The 17165-nt window shown below is 64.8% G+C and carries 15 protein-coding genes; 3 read left to right on the top strand and 12 right to left on the bottom strand.

Annotated elements, in window-relative coordinates; genetic code table 11:
* Nucleotides 1–186: 186 nt before the first annotated feature.
* The 12 genes from ACN0X7_RS19875 to ACN0X7_RS19820 all read right to left on the bottom strand — a co-directional run bounded on the left by ACN0X7_RS19875 (nucleotide 187) and on the right by ACN0X7_RS19820 (nucleotide 13649).
* Complete coding sequence (locus tag ACN0X7_RS19875) at nucleotides 187–1050, bottom strand: DMT family transporter (RefSeq protein WP_417520214.1); 864 nt, start codon at nucleotides 1048–1050, stop codon at nucleotides 187–189.
* Between the two features lie 31 nt (nucleotides 1051–1081).
* A complete protein-coding gene (locus ACN0X7_RS19870) occupies nucleotides 1082–2140 on the bottom strand; it encodes an LLM class flavin-dependent oxidoreductase (RefSeq protein ID WP_102828291.1) in 1059 nt (352 codons plus the stop codon).
* A gap of 31 nt (nucleotides 2141–2171) precedes the next feature.
* Nucleotides 2172–2756, bottom strand: coding sequence for an NADPH-dependent FMN reductase (locus ACN0X7_RS19865; RefSeq protein ID WP_237264821.1), 585 nt, complete (start codon nucleotides 2754–2756; stop codon nucleotides 2172–2174).
* Between the two features lie 705 nt (nucleotides 2757–3461).
* Nucleotides 3462–3821, bottom strand: coding sequence for a hypothetical protein (locus ACN0X7_RS19860; RefSeq protein WP_237264820.1), 360 nt, complete (start codon nucleotides 3819–3821; stop codon nucleotides 3462–3464).
* Nucleotides 3818–5002, bottom strand: a complete 1185-nt coding sequence (locus ACN0X7_RS19855) for a class I SAM-dependent methyltransferase (protein ID WP_417520213.1) — start codon at nucleotides 5000–5002, stop codon at nucleotides 3818–3820. The genes ACN0X7_RS19860 and ACN0X7_RS19855 overlap by 4 nt, the downstream gene beginning before the upstream one ends.
* Before the next feature lie 18 nt (nucleotides 5003–5020).
* A complete protein-coding gene (locus ACN0X7_RS19850) occupies nucleotides 5021–5848 on the bottom strand; it encodes an alpha/beta fold hydrolase (protein ID WP_417520212.1) in 828 nt (275 codons plus the stop codon).
* Between the two features lie 4 nt (nucleotides 5849–5852).
* On the bottom strand, nucleotides 5853–7433 hold the full coding sequence (locus ACN0X7_RS19845; protein WP_417520211.1) for an FAD-binding oxidoreductase: 1581 nt from the start codon (nucleotides 7431–7433) through the stop codon (nucleotides 5853–5855).
* Nucleotides 7434–7539: 106 nt separating this feature from the next.
* Nucleotides 7540–9618 (bottom strand): FAD-dependent oxidoreductase, encoded by a 2079-nt coding sequence (locus ACN0X7_RS19840; RefSeq protein WP_417520210.1) that lies wholly within the window; start codon nucleotides 9616–9618, stop codon nucleotides 7540–7542.
* A gap of 35 nt (nucleotides 9619–9653) precedes the next feature.
* Nucleotides 9654–11774 (bottom strand): FAD-dependent oxidoreductase, encoded by a 2121-nt coding sequence (locus tag ACN0X7_RS19835; RefSeq protein ID WP_417520209.1) that lies wholly within the window; start codon nucleotides 11772–11774, stop codon nucleotides 9654–9656.
* 72 nt (nucleotides 11775–11846) lie between these two features.
* On the bottom strand, nucleotides 11847–12419 hold the full coding sequence (locus ACN0X7_RS19830; RefSeq protein ID WP_314020119.1) for a hypothetical protein: 573 nt from the start codon (nucleotides 12417–12419) through the stop codon (nucleotides 11847–11849).
* A 66-nt stretch (nucleotides 12420–12485) separates the two neighbouring features.
* Nucleotides 12486–12875, bottom strand: coding sequence for a nuclear transport factor 2 family protein (locus ACN0X7_RS19825; RefSeq protein WP_102828300.1), 390 nt, complete (start codon nucleotides 12873–12875; stop codon nucleotides 12486–12488).
* A 27-nt stretch (nucleotides 12876–12902) separates the two neighbouring features.
* Complete coding sequence (locus ACN0X7_RS19820; protein ID WP_156714707.1) at nucleotides 12903–13649, bottom strand: aspartate/glutamate racemase family protein; 747 nt, start codon at nucleotides 13647–13649, stop codon at nucleotides 12903–12905.
* Nucleotides 13650–14085: 436 nt separating this feature from the next.
* Between ACN0X7_RS19820 and ACN0X7_RS19815 the strand changes: the two genes are divergently transcribed.
* The 3 genes from ACN0X7_RS19815 (at nucleotide 14086) to ACN0X7_RS19805 (ending at nucleotide 17163) form a co-directional block, all read left to right on the top strand.
* Nucleotides 14086–15093: a TerC family protein gene (locus ACN0X7_RS19815; protein ID WP_417520218.1), complete on the top strand. Its 1008-nt coding sequence runs from the start codon at nucleotides 14086–14088 to the stop codon at nucleotides 15091–15093.
* 313 nt (nucleotides 15094–15406) lie between these two features.
* Nucleotides 15407–16015, top strand: a complete 609-nt coding sequence (locus ACN0X7_RS19810; protein ID WP_155552553.1) for a TetR/AcrR family transcriptional regulator — start codon at nucleotides 15407–15409, stop codon at nucleotides 16013–16015.
* Complete coding sequence (locus ACN0X7_RS19805; RefSeq protein WP_155552555.1) at nucleotides 16012–17163, top strand: efflux RND transporter periplasmic adaptor subunit; 1152 nt, start codon at nucleotides 16012–16014, stop codon at nucleotides 17161–17163. Before ACN0X7_RS19810 ends, ACN0X7_RS19805 begins: the two co-directional genes overlap by 4 nt.
* The last annotated feature ends 2 nt before the right edge of the window (nucleotides 17164–17165 follow it).

Raw genomic sequence — 17165 nt, 5'->3', positions numbered from 1 at the left:
CATTGCAATTGCGCTGCCAACTTCGCGAAGTTTTTCTATCTGGTTGATAATTGAAGATTTATTTGTTGCGCGCAGCAGTTGCTCAGCCACGCCGAGCTGCGCTGTTTTTCAACTTGAAAGGTGGGGTTTCACAGTGGTGAAAGGCTTTCGCGGACTGGCCTGACGAGGCGCCGCGCAAGCCGTCGATCAGCGGGAGGAGGCGGGCGTCGTGGCTGGTCGCTGGCTGAGCAGGATGCCGGCGAAGACGATCAGCGCACCGGCGAGTTGCAGCGGCGTCAGCGTCTGGTCCAGCAACAGGTAGCCGAGGCAGATGGCGGTCAGCGGGCTGAGCAGCAGGTAGACCGAAAGCTGCACCGGGTCCAGGCGTGGCAGGGCGCGGAACCACAGCAGATAAGGCAGCAGGGTGCCGAACAGGGTGAGGAAGCCGTAGCCGGCGATCTCGCGGGCATTTGGCAGCGGCAGCGGAAACTCCAGCCAGGCGGCCAGCGGCAGCAGCATCAGCCCGCCCAGCGTGAGTTGCCAGCCGACGTAGGGCAGGGCGGGGATGTCCAGTTTCCAGCGTTTCATCAGCAAGGTGCCGGTGCCCATGCTCGCCGAGGCCGCCAGCGCCGCGGTGGCGGCCGGCAGGTCCCAGTGCATCCGACTGGGCGCGACCAGCACCAGCAGCATGCCGCAAAAACCCAGCAGCGCGCCGGCGCTGATCAGCCGGCTGGTGCGCTGGCGAAACAGCAGCCAGGCCAGACCCCACACCAGCAGCGGCTGGGTCGATACCAGCAGTGCCGCCAACGGCCCGGCCAGGCGCGAGGCGGCGTAGAACAGGCAGGCATGGGTCAGCGCCATGCTCGGCAGGCTGATCAGCAGCAGCGGCTTCCATTGCCCCGGCTGCGGCCGGTAGCGCAGCGCGGCAACCAGCAGCAGACCGGGCAGCAACAGCCGGATCAGCGCCGTGGTCAGCGGCCGGTCGGTCCACAGCACCTCGGTGGTCAGCCAGTAGGTGGTGCCCCAAAGCATCGGCGCGAGGGCCGCGCCGAACAGTAGCTGGATGGACATGGCGATCCTTCTGCCGGGGAAGCGGCGCGCGCTAGCAGGTCAGCTTCGGCATGACCTGCTCGCCGAACAGGCGGATGCTCGGCACGAAGTCGGGGATGCTGAACAGGATGCCGTCCACCCCGGTTTGCGCCGCGATGTCATCGATCTTGCTGGCTACCGTGGCCGGCGAGCCGTGGATCACCGGCATGCCCATGAAGGCCAGGTTGCCGTCCTCGAAACTGCGCTGCAGGCCGCTGAGCATGCGGTTCGCGGTGCCGCCCGGGTTGGAGTCCAGCGCGGCGCTGGCGAGGATGTTGGCGATGGCGCCCTGGTCGGCACCGGCGACGATGGCTTCGCACTGCGCGCGCGCCTCGGCATCGGTTGGGGCCAGCACCAGTTGGAACAGCGCGTAGATGCCCACCTGCCGCCCGGCCTTGGCTGCTTCCTCGCGCATCTGCTCGCAGGCCGCGGCGAGTGCCGGCTTCTCCGCCATGATGAAACTGTGATCGCCATGCCGGGCGGTGAACGCCAGCCCTGCAGGCGACTGGCCGGCGCAGACGATGGGAATCTGTCGGCTTGGGCGCGGGTTGACCACGCAATCCAGCACCTCGAAGAAGGGGCTCTTGTAGGTCACCGAGGGCTCGGTCCAGAACTTCTTCACCAGGGTCAGGTAGTCGGCGGCGTACTCGTAGCGACGACCGTAATAGTCGTCACCCGGCCAGACCCCCATCTGCGTGTATTCGGGGCGGTTCCAGCCGGTCACCACGTTGAGCCCGCAGCGCCCGCCGCTGATGTCGTCGATGGTCGCCACCATGCGCGCGACCACCGCCGGATGCCGGGCAAGCACGGTGACGGTGGGGAACAGGCCGATGCGCTCGGTGACGGCGGCCAAGCCGGCCATCAGGGTGAAGGTCTCCAGGCATGAATCCCAGTAGCCGGTTTCGCCGCCAAAGCCCTTGAACTTCATCATCGAGAGCACGAAGTCCAGGCCCTGGCGTTCCGCCTCCAGGGTGATCTGCTTGTTGTGCTCGAAGGTGGGCAGGTAGACCGGGCTGCCCTTGGACGGGATGTAGCCGTTGCTACCGTTGGGAAGGAAGATTCCGAACTTCATGACAGTCCTCGCTTGCGTGGCGTTGATGGGTTCACAGGCCGTAGCGGAAGGCCGCGACCGGTTCCGGCAGGGCGCGGCGGATATGGTCGAAGCCGCTGATGTAGGCCCGCAGCAACTGCAGCGTATGGTCGATGCGCTGCCGGCAGCGGGTTGCCTCCGGGTTTGCTTCGTCGCTGTGCAGCACCGCCTGCACGTCGCGGACGACCAGGTGGTCGGGCAGGTAGCAGGGGCGGAAATTCTTGAACGAGTAGCTGCGCAGCTCCAGCACCGGATAAAGCCCGCCGGCGCCTCCGGACACGCCGCACAGCAGCACCGGCTTGTGCGCCAGCCAGGCGAGGTCCATGTAGAGGAACCAGTTCTTCAACGCGGGCGTGGCCATGCCGTGCCACTCGGGCGAGATCAGGATCAGCGCCTCGGCGCTGGCGGCCTGCGCGGCGAACGGGTAGGGCACGCCTTCCTGCCAGAGCGGCAGGGGCGCGCTGCCCAGGTCGTGCAGGGCGACCTCGTCGGCGATCTCCAGCGCTTGCAGGCGCTGGCGCAGATAGTCGGCCAGGCGGGCCGACTGGCTGTCGGGCGAATGGCTGCCGGACACGATCAGGATCTGGGGCAACGGCATGGGCGGTTCCTTGCGGGTTTTGCTCATGCTGCATGGAGCAATTAGTGAGCCAATTGCCCTGAGGCCCCTTGCCGCTGGGGTTTCTGCGGTGTTCGGGGTGGGGTTGCGGTTCGCTTTGGAAAATTTCGTTCAACTTGCAATGGGGGCGTAGGTGCCCGGTCGAGGTCCCTGCCTAGGCGACCCCGTCCTTCGCTCCTCGGCGTCCATGCATCGCATCCCCCTACGCGCACCGCAACTCGGCCTCCTGACGGGATCGGGGTCTGAGTCGCCTGGAAGATCGAGAAGCCGGTTGCGCTGCGCTTGGCTTTGGCTTTGCTTTTTCTGTGCACGACCTGCCAAGCAGCACCCACCGCCCCTTTCAGGAGGGTGAGCGCAGTCGCTGCGTAAGGGGATGAGCCGCATGGATGCGGCGAAAGGCTTAAAGGGCCAAGGACGGCCCTTGTAAGCCGACCCCTGGAGCAGTGATGGAGCGAACGGACCCGGAGCGGAGCGCAGGGCCGGATGTAGGGGCAAGCGGTTTTGGTTACTTTTGCCGCGATTGGCAAAAGTGACTCGCCCAGCAGGGCGAAACCAAGCTCTCAAGCAACTCGCCAAACAATCATATGCAGCAAAACGCTCAACTTCCCCTGCTTACCCCCAGCATTCGCAAGTACGCCGAACGAACAAAAAGGCCGCCCAGCGGGCGGCCTGTCGTGTGCGCGACGATTACTGCTCCACCTGTTCCACCGCCGCCAGGTACGCCGCATCGTTGGGCTTGCCCGCGTCCGGGTCCTCGTGATCCTGCGCGATGATGCGCAACACATTGCGCAGCATCTGTTCGCGCCGGGCGTCCCGTGCCTCGCGTACCGCCGCGTCGGCGACGTAGTGCTCGACGGCGTCGCCAGCCAGGGTGCCCTGGGCCACCAGCAGGCGCTCCAGGCTGTCCACGCGATCGGCGAGGACCGACACCTCGCCGGCCAGGCCCATGAGCATCGCCAGCAGCTTGTCCACCGCGGGGTCATCGAAGAAATACGGGCGTGCGCCCTTGGCCTTCTTCGGCAGGCTGTAGGGGGATTGTGCTGTCATTTCCAGGCTCCATAGACGTACCACTGACCGCCGCCGCCGAAATCGCCACCCTGGAACACGTGGGTGTAGCGCTGGCTCAGCTTCGATTCGAATGCGCTGGGCGCAAGGATTTCGAACACCTTGTCGCGGGCGAAACCGGCTGCGCTGCAGTCGGTGACAGGGTCGATCAGGTGGCTGCCGCGCCAGAACGGCTCGTTGTTGTTGCGGGTATCCCAGTCGAGCATGAAGGCATCATAGGGCGGCAGGTCCTTGTAGGGCGGTGTCTCGCCGTGGAGCATCACGCCGCCGTCACGCAGCACGCGATAGCACTCGCGGAAGATGTTGCGCGCCGCCTTCTTCGAGGTTTCGTGGATCAGGATGCTGCCGTTGACCACATCGAAGTAGCCGTCGGGGAAGTCCAGCTGCTCGGCGTTCATCTGGATGAAGTGCACCTTGACGCCGAGGGATTCGGCACGCGCATGGGCGTAGCGCAGCACCGGCGCGCCGACGTCGATGGCGTACAGCTCGGCCTCGGGGTAGTACTCGGCCCAGGCCAGGGTTGAGTGGCCCACCGTGCAGCCCAGGTCCAGGATGCGCTGTGGCTTGAACTCCGGGTGGTTTTCCTTCAGCCACTTGGCGGTGGAGGCGCCGATATCATCGTTGAACGGCCCCATGCGACCCATCGAGTAGATGTACACAGCGCGGTCATAGACGGCGCCGGCGGCGACGTCGTCGGTGCCGAACTCGGAGTGATAGCCGCCGGGCATGCAGTGGATGTCAATTGCGGTGTGGTAGTCGGGAATCTTCAGCTCGGGGTTGAGGGTCAGGCTGCCCAATTGCGGCTTGGCGCCGGTCTCGCGGGCGGCCTCGACCAGCTCGGGCAGCTGTCGCTCGACCGGGATCTGCACCGAGTTCCACATCATTTCCTGGCTGCAGCGCTGCAGGCTGCTCCAGAAGCGGTAGTACTCCTCGCGCTTCATCAGCCGTTCGATGTCCACCAGTCTCGGCTCCTGGCCCTGGCCCTTGGCCTGCAGCTGCGGCTCGACCTTTTCCTCGTAGACCTTGCGGTTGCCGGGCGAGACGTGCAGCGCCAGGTATTGCTTGAAGGAGCGCACGAACTCCTGGCGCGCCTCCTCGTCGTGGGTCATGTCGACCAGGACGTCGTGCCGATACTGCGTTGTGGTGTCGTTTATTGTCTGCATCTCGTTGCACCTCGTCGTTCAGGCCGTCGTTGCCGATGTCCCGGCCTGTTGAAAGAACGTGCGGATCACCTGCGCCATGTACTGCGGCTGCTGATCCAGCACATAGGCCCCGGCTTCCAGTTCCAGCACTTCAGCATCCGGTCGCGCCTGGCAGGCGCGCTGGAAGTAGGGGTGAAGCACATCGCCGTCGCCGCAGATCAGTAGCAGCGGGCAATCGACCTGCGCCAACCAGGCGGGAAAGTCCTGGTCGAATACCGCCGCGTAGGCCTCGTGCCAGCGATCCCCGGCGATCAGGGTGTCGATGGCCTCGCGGGTGGCCAGCGCCGTCGACGGTGGATAGGCGATCGGTTGCTGGTCGAGGTGGGTGACGCGCTGCCACACCTCGGCCAGATGGGTGGCCTGGTCGTCGATGGTCAGCGGTTTCACCGCGCTGTCGCGCCACAGACGGCGCTCCTGTTCGGTGAGCTGTACCGGCCCGATCATCGCCAGCCTGCGTACCCGTTGCGGGTGCTGCGCCGCCAGTTGGCAGGCCAGGGCCGCGCCGGTGTGATGGCCGAACAGGTTGAAGCGCTCGATGCCCAGCGCGTCGATGGCTTCCAGCAGGGCGCGGACGTAGTAGTCGGTGGTGGGAACCAGCGGCGGCCGGTAGGAGCCGCCAAAGCCCGGTGTATCGAGGGCGTAGAGCGGAGCGAGGTCGCCGAGCTGCTCCATCACCGCCTGGTACATGGCCGAGGAGCTGGCCGTCTGGTGCAGGAAGACGGTCGGCACGGCCTGCCGGCCGGCGACGTAGCGAAGATGAATCTGCCCGTCCGCCACGTCCACGTAGGTTTTCTTCACCGTCGTCATGGCTTCACTCCAGCCCCAGCGCGCCGGGGTTCATCAGGCCCTTCGCATCCACCGTGCGCTTCATCTGCTCGAGCAACTGGCGGGTGCCGACGTTGCCGATGGAGCGCTGGAAGGGGTAGTACTTGCCGAGCTGCAGGTGGCAGGCGCCCAGCTCGAAGTACAGCTCGCGCAGGCGTTCGCGCAGCCCGAGGGCGACCTCGCGGGTTTGCGGGTCGGCCGGGATGGCGCCCCAGTCCTTGCGGTACGACGGTTCGATGAGGTCGAGGCGGAACTGTCCCAGTTCATCGAACCAGTACAGGCTGGGCTCGATGACGAATTCGGCGCCGGAGAAGCAGGTCAGGTACGAGTACTTGATGTTGTGGCGCTGCATCAGCTCGGCGTTCTCGGTGAAGAAGCGTTCGGTGGTGAGGGCGGCATCCACCGCCCGCGACAGCGGGAAGAAGCCATGCACCGGTATCCACACCTCGCCTTGGCTGCCCAGCAGGATGGTGCGCACCCCGCCGAAGGGCTGGGAACGGAAGGCCAGCGGAATGGCGTTGCCGATCGGCGCGCCGCCGTTTTCGCCGACGATGGTTTCGGCGATCAGCAGCATGCTGGCGACGGCTTCCGGGGTCGGGCCGTCCACCGCGATGTGCAGTGAGTAGTTGACCTTGCTCAGCAGCTTGCGGCCCTGAGTGGCGATCTTCACCGCATTCTTCAGGCCGCTCAGCAGGCTCTTGCCGGAGGTCGTCACGTCGGCCAGCACCGACAGGCCTTCGCCGAGGGTGAAGCCCTTGTCCTCGAAGCCGGCGTTGTAGAACGGATCGAAACCGTAGCACTCGCTGGCGATGCCCTCGCGGGCGATGGCCGTCTGCGCCTGCAACATGGCTTGCAGGGTTTCGAAGCCGTAAGACGCGCAGAGGGTTTCGGCGGGCATCTTGATCAGCCGCAGGCAGGCCTCGACCTTCAGGCCGAAGGCACCGGTATCGGCGGTGAACAGGCCGGTGAGATCGGGGCCGAAATGCCGGTAAAAGCCGTTGCTATGCAGATGGGCCGAGGAGCCGGTCTGCACCACCTGGCCGTCGGCGAGGATGACCTTCAGCCCCAGGCAGCTCTCTGCCGCCGTGTGGTGAATGCCCGAGCCGTGAAACAGGCTGTTCTGCGACAGCGCCCCGCCAACGGTGGCGTACATGCCCGACAGCGGGCCGTAGTAGGGTGTGCGCAGGCCCTTGGCCTTCAGCGCCTCGTAGAGTTCGCTCCAGGTGCAGCCGGTCTGCACCCGCACGTACATGTCCTGCTCGTTGATCTCCAGAATGCGATTGAGCCCGCGCAGATCGACGATCACGCTGCGCGCGCGGGTCGGCACGTAGCCGCGGGTGTAGGACATGCCGCCGCCGCGCGGCACCAGGGCGATGTTCTGTTCGTGGCAGTAGGCGACCGCCTGCGCCAGCGCCTCTACCGTGGCGGGCTGGAGCACGGCTCCGGCGACGGCCTCGGGCTGGAAGCTGAGGTCGGTGGAAAAATACTGACGCGAGGGTTCGTCGGCCAGCAGGGCGTCCTGGCCGAGGATCTCTCGCAGATCGTTGAGGTGGTGGCTGTCCAGCATGATCCAATTCCTTGTGCGGGCGCTCGTTCTGGCGCGCATGGTCGTGGCGTTCGATTCGTGCAAAAAAGGCGAGCCTTCCCTGGCTCCAGGCAACATGACCCCAGGATCAGCCCAATGCCTCGTCCGCCAGCGGCCCGCTGAAGCGCTCGATGGAACCCGGCTCGATGTAGCGCTGCCAGTTGTCGAAGATTTCCCGGCCGGCCAGGAAGCCCTCGAAGATGGCGTGGTCCGTGCGCCGGGGCGTCACGCAGTCGCCGACCCGGTGTACGTTGGGTAGCGCCGCCTTTAGGTCGAAATAGAGCTGCTGCTGCGGCAGATGACGGATGCACAGGACGATGCTGTCGAAGCCGGCGAGGGTTTCCTCGTCCCCGGTGTAGAGGTTGAAGATGTCCACGTCCGCGCCGCGGATCTGGTTGACCCAGGCGTTCAGCGTGTAGGTCAGGCCCTGGGCGAATAGGTTGGCGTAGATCACCGGCTGGTCCAGAGTTACGCCGAGCTTGTGGAACAGCGCGTTCCAGCGCGTCAGCACATGCACCTGGTGGCCGTTGTCCACCAGCAGTTCCGTGATGCCGGCGGAATAGCGGGTGCCTTCGTCGTCGATCACCAGCACCCGCTTGCCCAGGCGCTCCGGGTGATCCAGCACATCCAGCGCGGTGAATACGTGGTCGGCGTCGATGCCGGGAACCCGCTCGACCAGCGGGTTGATGTCCGAATAGCCGCTGCGGTCCGGCAGCGAGCCGGTGGCGACGATGACGCCGTCCGGCGCTAGTGCCTGCACCGATTCGACCGTGGCGGTGTGGTTCAGGCGCACGCTGACGTCGGCCTTGGCCATGTGCACCTTGAGGTCTTCGGTGATCCAGGCGAAGGAGTCCCGTCGCGGCATGCGCACCACGTAGTTGACCTGGCCGCCCAGCTCGCCGGACTTCTCCAGCAGGGTGACGCGGTGGCCGCGCTTGGCCAGCCCTTCCGCGGCCTTCATGCCGGCTGGCCCGCCGCCGACCACGACCCAGTGCTTCTGCGCGGTGGCCGGTTTCAGCGTCTGCGGACCGAATACCTCTTCGCGACCGGTGGCCGGGTTGATCTGGCACGTCATCGACGTGCCCTGGAACAGCCGGCCGACGCAGCCCTGGTTGCAGCGCAGGCAGTGGTAGATCTCATCCTCGCGGCCTTCGCGGGTCTTGTTGGCGAATTCCGGGTCGGCGATCTGTGCGCGGGTCATGGCGACCATGTCGGCATCGCCGCGGGCCAGAATGGCTTCCGCCTCGCCAGCGCTGCCGATGCCGGAGACGCAGAACACCGGGATGTTCACCGCGCGCTTCAAGCGTGCGACCGGGTTGACCAGCCAGCCGTTGGGCACGTCGTACGGCGGCATGATGTAGGTGGCGGACTGGTACACCCCTGCGGTGGCCATGATGTAGTCGATGTCGCCGGTGGCTTCGACGGTGCGCGCCACCTCGATCCACTCGCTGACTTCCATGCCGCCGGGAACCATCTCGTCCATCGACAGGCGGATGCCGACGATGAAGTCGCGGCCGACCCGCTCGCGCACCGCGCGGATTACCTCCAGCGGAAAGCGCATGCGGTTCTCGAAGCTGCCGCCGTATTCGTCGTCGCGCTTGTTGAACAGCGGCGAGATGAACTGGTGCAGCAGGTAGCTGTGCGCGAGGTGCACCTCGACGCCATCGAAGCCGGCGAGCTTGGAATATTCGGCCGAACGCACCCAGCCCTCGACGATTTCGTCCATGTCGCTGCGTTCCATCGCCTTGGCCATCTCACCGAACACCGGCGACTTGATGTTGGAGGACGACCACAGCACCCGGTAATCGTCCATCGCATGGGTTTCGCCCATCACGCCGAAGTGGTTGAGCTGGGCGAAGATGTGCGAGCCGAGGCGGTGCACGGTGTCGGTCAGCGCGCGGTCGCGCTCGACCATCTCCTCGCGGTAGCCGTAGGAGTAGCCGCGGCAGAAGGTGTTCGAGGTGGGATGGATCAGCCGGTTGCCGGTGATCATCAGACCGATACCGCCGCGCGCGCGGGCGGCGTGGTAGTGGATGTCGCGGTCGTTAGTCAGGCCGTCCGGCGAGTTGAACGACATCGCGTGGGCAGACTGCATGATGCGGTTGCGCACGGTGATGTTGCCGATTCGCAGCGGCTGGAACAGGTTGGGATAGCGTTCGACAGTCATGATTGTTCCCTCGTCAGGTCAGGCCGGCAGCGTGTTCAGGAGACACGCGTGATCAGGGTCTCTTGCCACTGAAGGTCGAAGCCTTCCAGTTCGCCCTGCTCGATGAAGCGGTTGGGGTCGTCCAGCAGCTCGCGCCCGGCCAGCATCGCTTCGTAGAGGCTGTCCTGCAGTGGGCGGGGCAGGCGTGCATCGCCGATGCAATAGAGCCGCTCCACGCGCCCGAGCAGCTGCTGGTACAGCGTGTCGTTGGCACGATGGCCGGCGGCGATGACGAAGCTGTCGGCCTGCAGCCGCGCTTCGTCCTGGTCGGTGAACAGGTTGAACAGCTGCGCGGTGCCACCCTCGATGCGGCGCACCCAGCTGTTGAGCGTGTAGCGCAGGCCCTTGCCGAACACATGGCGGTAGTTCACCGGCAGATCGAGCGTGAGCGCGAGGTTGGGCGACAGCGCGGTGAAGCGGCTGACCAGATGCACTTCGTGGCCGCGGTCGAGCAGGTACTCGGCGGTGCCCAGGGCATAGCGGCCGCCGTCCTCGTCGAACAGCACCACGCGCCTGCCCAGCGGCGCTTTGCCCTCCAGCACCTCGACCACGCTGAACACGTTGGCCTGTTGCATGCCGGGGACCTGATCCACGGCCGGACGGGTGGAGGTGAAACCGCTCTTCAGCGGCGTGGAGCCGGTGGCGATGATCACCCCATCGGCGTCGTGCGCGACGATGTCGTCGGCGCTCAGCCGCGTGTTCAGGCGCACGTTCACGCCCGCCTTGTGCAGTTGCCGCTGCAGGTCGCGGGGGATGAAGCCGAACTTGTGTCGGCGCGGCAGCATGGCCGCCAGGTTGACTTGCCCGCCGAGCCGTTCCGATGCTTCCACCAGCTCGACCGCATGACCGCGGGTGGCCAGCTCCAGTGCCGCACGCATGCCCGCCGGGCCGCCACCCACCACCAGCCAGCGGCCCGGTGCACGGGCCGGCTCGACGGTGTGGCTGCCGAAGCGCTGCTCGCGCCCGGCTGCCGGGTTGACCACGCAGGAGATGGCGTTGCCGGCCATCAGCCGGGCGATGCAGGCCTGGTTGCAGCGGATGCAGTGGTTGATCTCGTCCTCGCGACCTTCGAGCAGCTTGTTGGCGAACGCCGGGTCGGCGATTTGCGTGCGGGTCATGGCGATCATGTCGGCGGCGCCGTCGGCCACCAGCGCTTCGGCCTTCTTCGGGTCGACGATGTGCCCGACGATGAACACCGGAATGTCGCGGATGGCTTGCACCGCCTTGCGCAGACGGGCGCCGTCCTCCACCAGCCAGTCTTCGGCGTAGTCCCCCGGCGGAATCTGGTCGGCGTGCGCGGCGTAGGTGCCAGCGGTGGCGCTGACGTAGTCGATCAAGCCGGTTTCCACCAGCTTGCAGGTCATCTCGATGGCGGTATCGGCCTTCATGCCTCCCACCGTGCATTCATCCATCGAGATGCGAATGCCGACGACGAAATCCGGCCCTACGGCATCGCGCACGGCCTGCATGGTCTCGATCGGGAAGCGGACGATGTTGTCCAGCGTGCCGCCGTACTCGTCGGTGCGCTTGTTGTAGACGAAGGACAGGAACTGCTGGTGCAGGTAGCCGTGGGAGTAGTGCAGCTCCACGCCATCGAAGCCGGCGGCCTTGGAGTTGAGTGCGGTCTGGGCGAAGTACTCGGAGACTTCGCGCATCTGTTCGCGGGTCATCTCCCGCGCCCATTCGTTGTAGGCCGGCGATTTCATCGTCGACGGTCCCCACAGTTCGCGGTAATCGTCCAGCGCGCCGCTGCGACCCTGCGGGCCGAAATGGATGATCTGCGCGATGATGTGGCCGCCGAACGCGTGCACGGCACGGACCATCTCGGCGTCGCGCTCGATGATCTCCGGGCGGTTGCCACGCGCCAGCGAGCGGTTCGGGCCGGTGGAGTTGGGATGGGTGTGGCGCGCGCCGGTGACGATCAGGCCGATACCGCCCTTGGCGCGCTCGGCCTGGTAGTAGATGTCGCGGTTGTTGGTCAGCCCCGAGCCGGAATGAAAGCCCTTGGCATGCGCGGTCTGCATCAGCCGGTTGCGCACGGTGATGGAGTTGATCCGCAGGGGTGAAAACAGATGCGGGTAGGCGATTTCGCCCGGTTTCTTGTTGTTCTCGGTCATGTCGGCTACTCGTTGTGCCTTGGGGCGGAAGTCAGTCGAAGCAGGCGTCGGGTGACGCCTGTCGGTGTGGTTTCACGGGTAGTTCGGGCTGGCGATGCATTCGCCGACCAGCACTTGGCGGCCCCAGCCGGCATCGGCCTGGCCATCGGTCAGCGCCAGGGGCTGCAGGGCGAAGACTTCGCCAAGCTGGTTGTCGCCCACCACCATGTTGCGCGTGCGCCAGAGCTCGGCGTCGGCCGGCAGCCGCTCCAGATCGGGGTCGACGATCAGCGCCAGCAGCCCGCCGCGCGCGCGCTTGCCCTGGCGTACCCGCTCGAGGATGTGGATCTGGTAGTTCACCGACTGGTCTGCGGCAGCCGGGTCGACGCTCCAGAGTCGCGACCAGTTGGCGGCGAATTCCGCGACCACGGGAATGTGGAAAATCTCCTGTGGCGCGACACCCTTGGCCGGGTGCAGCAGGTCGAAGTGGGTCCAGCGCGGGCGGTCGCCGATGGCATCGGCGAGCTTCCAGTTCTCGTACCGGTCGATCTGCGATACGGAGTTGAAGAACGGGTTGTCGACGCCGCGCAGCCAGGGGTTGTACCCGCGCCGGTCGGCGTCGTGGCGGATCACGTAGGTCAAGACGATCATCTGGTCACTGAACATTGTTATTCCTCGGCGCAACCGGGCCGGTTGCGCGTGTGAGCGATCAGGCTATGTGGGTGCCGCGGCTCAGCGCAGCACGTTGTCGCCGCTCATGAAGACGAACACCCGGCTGAAGCGACCGTTCTCGACGTACCAGAAATTGCAGTTCTTCAGGCGCGTTTCGTTGCCCTGGTGATCCTTGAGATAGACGTTGAAGCGCGCACAGACCGTCTGGGTCTGCTCGTCGGCAGCCACCTCGAAATCGCCGTGCCAGATCTCCTCGTAACCGGAAAACAGGTTCTCGAACATCTTGCGCACCCCGGCATGGCCGCTGTGCGTCAGGTTGTCGGTCTGGATGGTGAACTGCACATCCTCGTTGCAGCAGTCGAGCACTGGCTCCATCGCTTTGCGATCGACGTTGGCGAAGTACTTCTGGGTGGCCAGTTCGATCAGCTCGTCACGGGTCAGCTGGGACATGATTTCCTTCCTCTCTTGTTCTTGTTGTCAGCGAGTGAACGCGTGGTAGGCAGCGTCGTTGGGGTTTTCCGGTGCCGGATAGGCCTTGCGGCTGGGCTTGAGGCCCAGGGTCAGCATCAGCTCGCAGAGCTTGTAGGCCACCTGGCCGGGGTTGATCACCGGGATGGGCAGGCGCTCGCTGAGGTAGGCGTGGGACTGGTGCATGGTGGTCGAACCCAGCACGATGACATCCGCGCCGTCTTCCTCCATTGCCAGACGTGCTTCGGCTTCGAGCTTGGCGAACACCACTTCTTCCTTGCCGCCCAGTAGCTCCTTCAGGTCCGGACGCGTCTTGATCGAACGGATCGAGGCCACGCGAGGCCACAGCTGGTATTCGGTGAGGGTCTTTTCGTAGAGCGCGAACCACGGTTCCCACATGGTGATCACGCTGAATTTCTTGCCGAGCATGCAGGCCATGTGAAACGCCGACATGCCGGGTGCAACCACCGGGATATTCAGGCGCGAGCGCAGGGCGGCCAGGCCGGAGTCGCTGACGGTGTCGATGCACACCGCGTCATAGCCTTCTTCCTCGGCGCGCAGTCCCGCCTCGACCACGGAGAAATCCATCAGCAGGACGTCGTAGGGGCTGTCGGCCAGCGAGGCCCCACGGGCGACCGGCACGAACTCGGGGTGAAACCCGGGAAGAATCAAGTGAGGTGGAAGCTGGCTGGCCCGATTGGCCGCGGCAGCCTGATCCATAGGGATCGGGATGATGATTTTTATACGATTCGTCATTGCGGCTCCTCGCTATTTCATTCAACGGTCCTCTGACCTGAACTAGCAAAGAGTCTGCCAACTATTAAATTATTGATTTTAAAGGTGAATTCTGAATTCTTCGGATTTCAATTTGAAAGGAAGCGGCCCAGGTTGAAATCGCAGCGTGACCGGTGCGTCAGATTGCGAAGTGCCTCCTGATCGTGGCGCCGATTCCGGGGGAGGGGTGGCCGATCGATTTGTGCTGACCTGTCTCTAGCGAAAAGTGGTCCTCCGTGAGCGCTGGTTCAGGGCGTTCAATATGGCAAAATATGAGAAATACTTCGCAATACCTCGCGCTTGTGGCGTGACGCTTCGCCTCACTAGAGTAGCGGGGTGACACCGGGCCCCTCTGGCGGTTTCGTACCGCGATGTCGGAGTCACAGTCGTTTTGACTATGACTGAAAGGAGGGGCTCGATGACTGCCCTAGAACCGTTTCTCCTTGCCGAATTTCTCGGCACGGCTACTTGGCTGTGGCTGGTTTTCATCGCCGTTGTGGTGTCGCTGCTCGCCTTCGATCTGGGAGTCCTTCACCGGGACAATCACGAAATCGGCGTGCGCGAGAGCCTGCTGCTGTCGGCGGGCTACATCAGCGCCGGTCTGCTGTTCGGCCTGTGGGTGTATTTCCAGAAAGGCAGCGATGCCAGCATGGATTACCTGACCGGCTTCCTCATCGAGAAATCGCTGTCGATGGACAACGTCTTTCTCATGGCCACCATCTTTGGCTTCCTGGCGATTCCGCGGCAGTACCAGCACAAGGTGCTGTTCTGGGGAATCATGGGCGTGCTCGTGCTGCGGGCGCTGATGATCGGTCTGGGCGCGACCCTGATTCACGAATTCAGCTGGATTCTCTACGTGTTCGGGCTCTTCCTCGCCGCGACCGGTCTGAAGATGCTGTTCAGCAAGGTCGACGATCACCCGGATCTCGAACGCAACCTGCTGGTCAGGTTTCTGCGCAAGCATCTGCGGGGCACGAACACACTGCACGAGCAGCGCTTCTTCGTGCGTCAGCCCGACGCGACGGGCAAGCCCGTGCTGTGGGCGACGCCGCTGTTCCTCGCGCTGATCCTGATCGAGTGTGCCGACCTGGTCTTCGCGGTCGACAGCGTCCCGGCGATTTTCGCCATTACCCAGGATCCGTTCATCGTCTATACGTCGAACATCTTCGCCATCCTCGGGCTTCGGGCGCTCTATTTCGCGCTCGCCGCGATGATCCATCGCTTTGCGTACCTGAAATACGCACTGGCGCTGGTACTGGTGTTCATCGGCGCGAAGATCTTCCTGGTAGGCATCATCGGCAAGATTCCGTCGGTTATCTCCTTGAGTGTGACCGTGGCATTGCTGGCCGGAGGCGTCATCGTGTCGATGTACAAGACCCGGAACGTGCAGCCCGATGGCACGGTGGCTGACGACGGAGCGCGCTGAGCGCGGCGGCGAGCAGTGACAGAGCCGTGCCGCTGATCGAATGAGCGCTTCGGTTTGCTGAACGACCAGCGTGGAGCCGAGTTCGTCGCACGGCTCCAGCTGACGGCGTCCACTTGGATATCAAGAACGTCGGGAGTCGCGGGCACGGCCTTCGGGGTGGTCAGCATTCCTCGCAGCCCACGACTTTTCTCGATGTGCTGCGGGCGACCTCAAGGCTAAGCCGGTCTGGACGGAGGCGGATTGCGGCGCGCGTCGTTGCAAAATTCGTTTCGGTGACTAAGATAGTAATCGATTACTATCTTTTGAGCGGCTCATGGACAATCCTTCGAAACATCTCCCCGCTGACGAGCGTCGCGCTGTAACGATCGAGGCGGTCGTGGAACTCGCTGGGTCGAACAATCCCAGCGAGATCACCACCGCCGCGATTGCCAAGCACATGCATGTAACCCAGGGCGCGCTGTTTCGGCACTTCGCGAACAAGGACGCCATCTGGCAGGCGACGATGGAGTGGGTGGCCGAACGGCTGCTCACGCGCATAGACCGTTCGGCTCGTGGCATCGAGTCCGCGCTCGAGGCGATGGAAGCGATGTTCATGAGTCACGTCGACTTCGTGGCCGAGCATCCGGGTGTGCCGCGCATGATCTTCGGCGAACTTCAGCGCGCTGAATCGTCGGCTGCCAAGCGCATGGTGCAGACGTTGATCAGGCGTTATGCCGAGCGTTTGCAGGTGCTGATCGAGAAGGGCAAAGCCAACGGCGAGCTGGCTGCCGAACTGGATGACGAGGCCGCGGCGATGCTTTTCATCGGCACGATCCAGGGGCTGGTGATGCAGTCGATGCTCGATGGCGATATGCAACGAATCCGCCGCGATGCACCGCGCGTTTTCGCGGTCTATCGGCGTGGCATCGAGGCTGCCGTATGAAGCGACCGATCCTGCACCGCCGCGCGCTGGTACTGCTGGCGGTCGTGGTGCCTTTGGCTGGTCTGTTCGGCTATGTGGCGTTGCGTTCCGGTCCTCTCGCACCCGTTGCGGTGACGGTCGCGGCGGTAGAGTCGCGCCCGCTGGCGCCGGCACTGTTTGGCATCGGCACCGTGGAGGCGCGCTACACCTACAGGATCGGTCCCACCTCCACCGGGCGTCTGCTGCGCCTCGCCGTGCAGGTCGGTGATCGTGTCATTGCAGGACAGGTGATCGGGGAAATGGACCCGGTGGACCTCGACAAGCGGATTGCTGCGCAGGCATCGACCGTCAACGCTGCCGAGGCGGCCTTGCGTGAGGCGCAACAGCGACAGAGCTACGCCAGCACCCAGGCTGGACGCTACACACGACTGTACGAGGCGCGGGCGACCAGCGAGGAGAATGCTGCAACGAAGCGTCACGAGCTGCGGATAGCCGACGCAGCCTTGACTGCTGCCGAAGAACAGCTGGCGCGCGCCAGGGCTGATCGGGAAGTCCTGTTGGCGCAGCGCGCGGATTTGCGCCTGATCGCTCCGGTGGACGGCCTGGTGGCTGAGCGAACGGCTGATCCCGGCTCGACGATCGTCGCCGGGCAGGCCGTGGTGAACGTCATTGATCCGGGCAGCTACTGGATCAATGTTCGCTTTGACCAGGTCGGTGCCGCCGGCTTGGCGCAGGATCTGCCGGCTCGGGTCGTGCTGCGCTCGCGTGGCGGCCAGGCGCTGCAAGGTCGGGTGCTTCGGGTCGAGCCGATGGCCGATGCGGTAACCGAGGAGCTGCTGGCCAAGGTGGTCTTCCAGACGATGCCTGAACCGCTGCCGGCGGTGGGGGAGCTGGCAGAGGTCACGGTCGACATGCCCGCGCTGCCTGCCACGCTGGTCATTCCGAACGCCGCGATCAGGCGTGACCACGAGACCACAGGTGTCTGGCAGCTCATGGAACGGGGCTTGCGATTTGCGCCGGTCCGCCTTGGAGCCGCCGACCTCGATGGCTATGTGCAGGTTGCGGCAGGCCTCGAGCGCGGCGACCAGATCGTGGTGTATAGCGAGAAGGCGCTGGCGGCGCACCATCGCGTGCAGGTCGTCGAGCACATCGTGGGCGCGCCGAGATGATC

It is taken from the genome of Minwuia sp. (genome assembly GCF_048263705.1).
GTDB lineage: Bacteria > Pseudomonadota > Alphaproteobacteria > Minwuiales > Minwuiaceae > Minwuia.
This window is presented reverse-complemented; position numbering and strand designations above follow the sequence as displayed.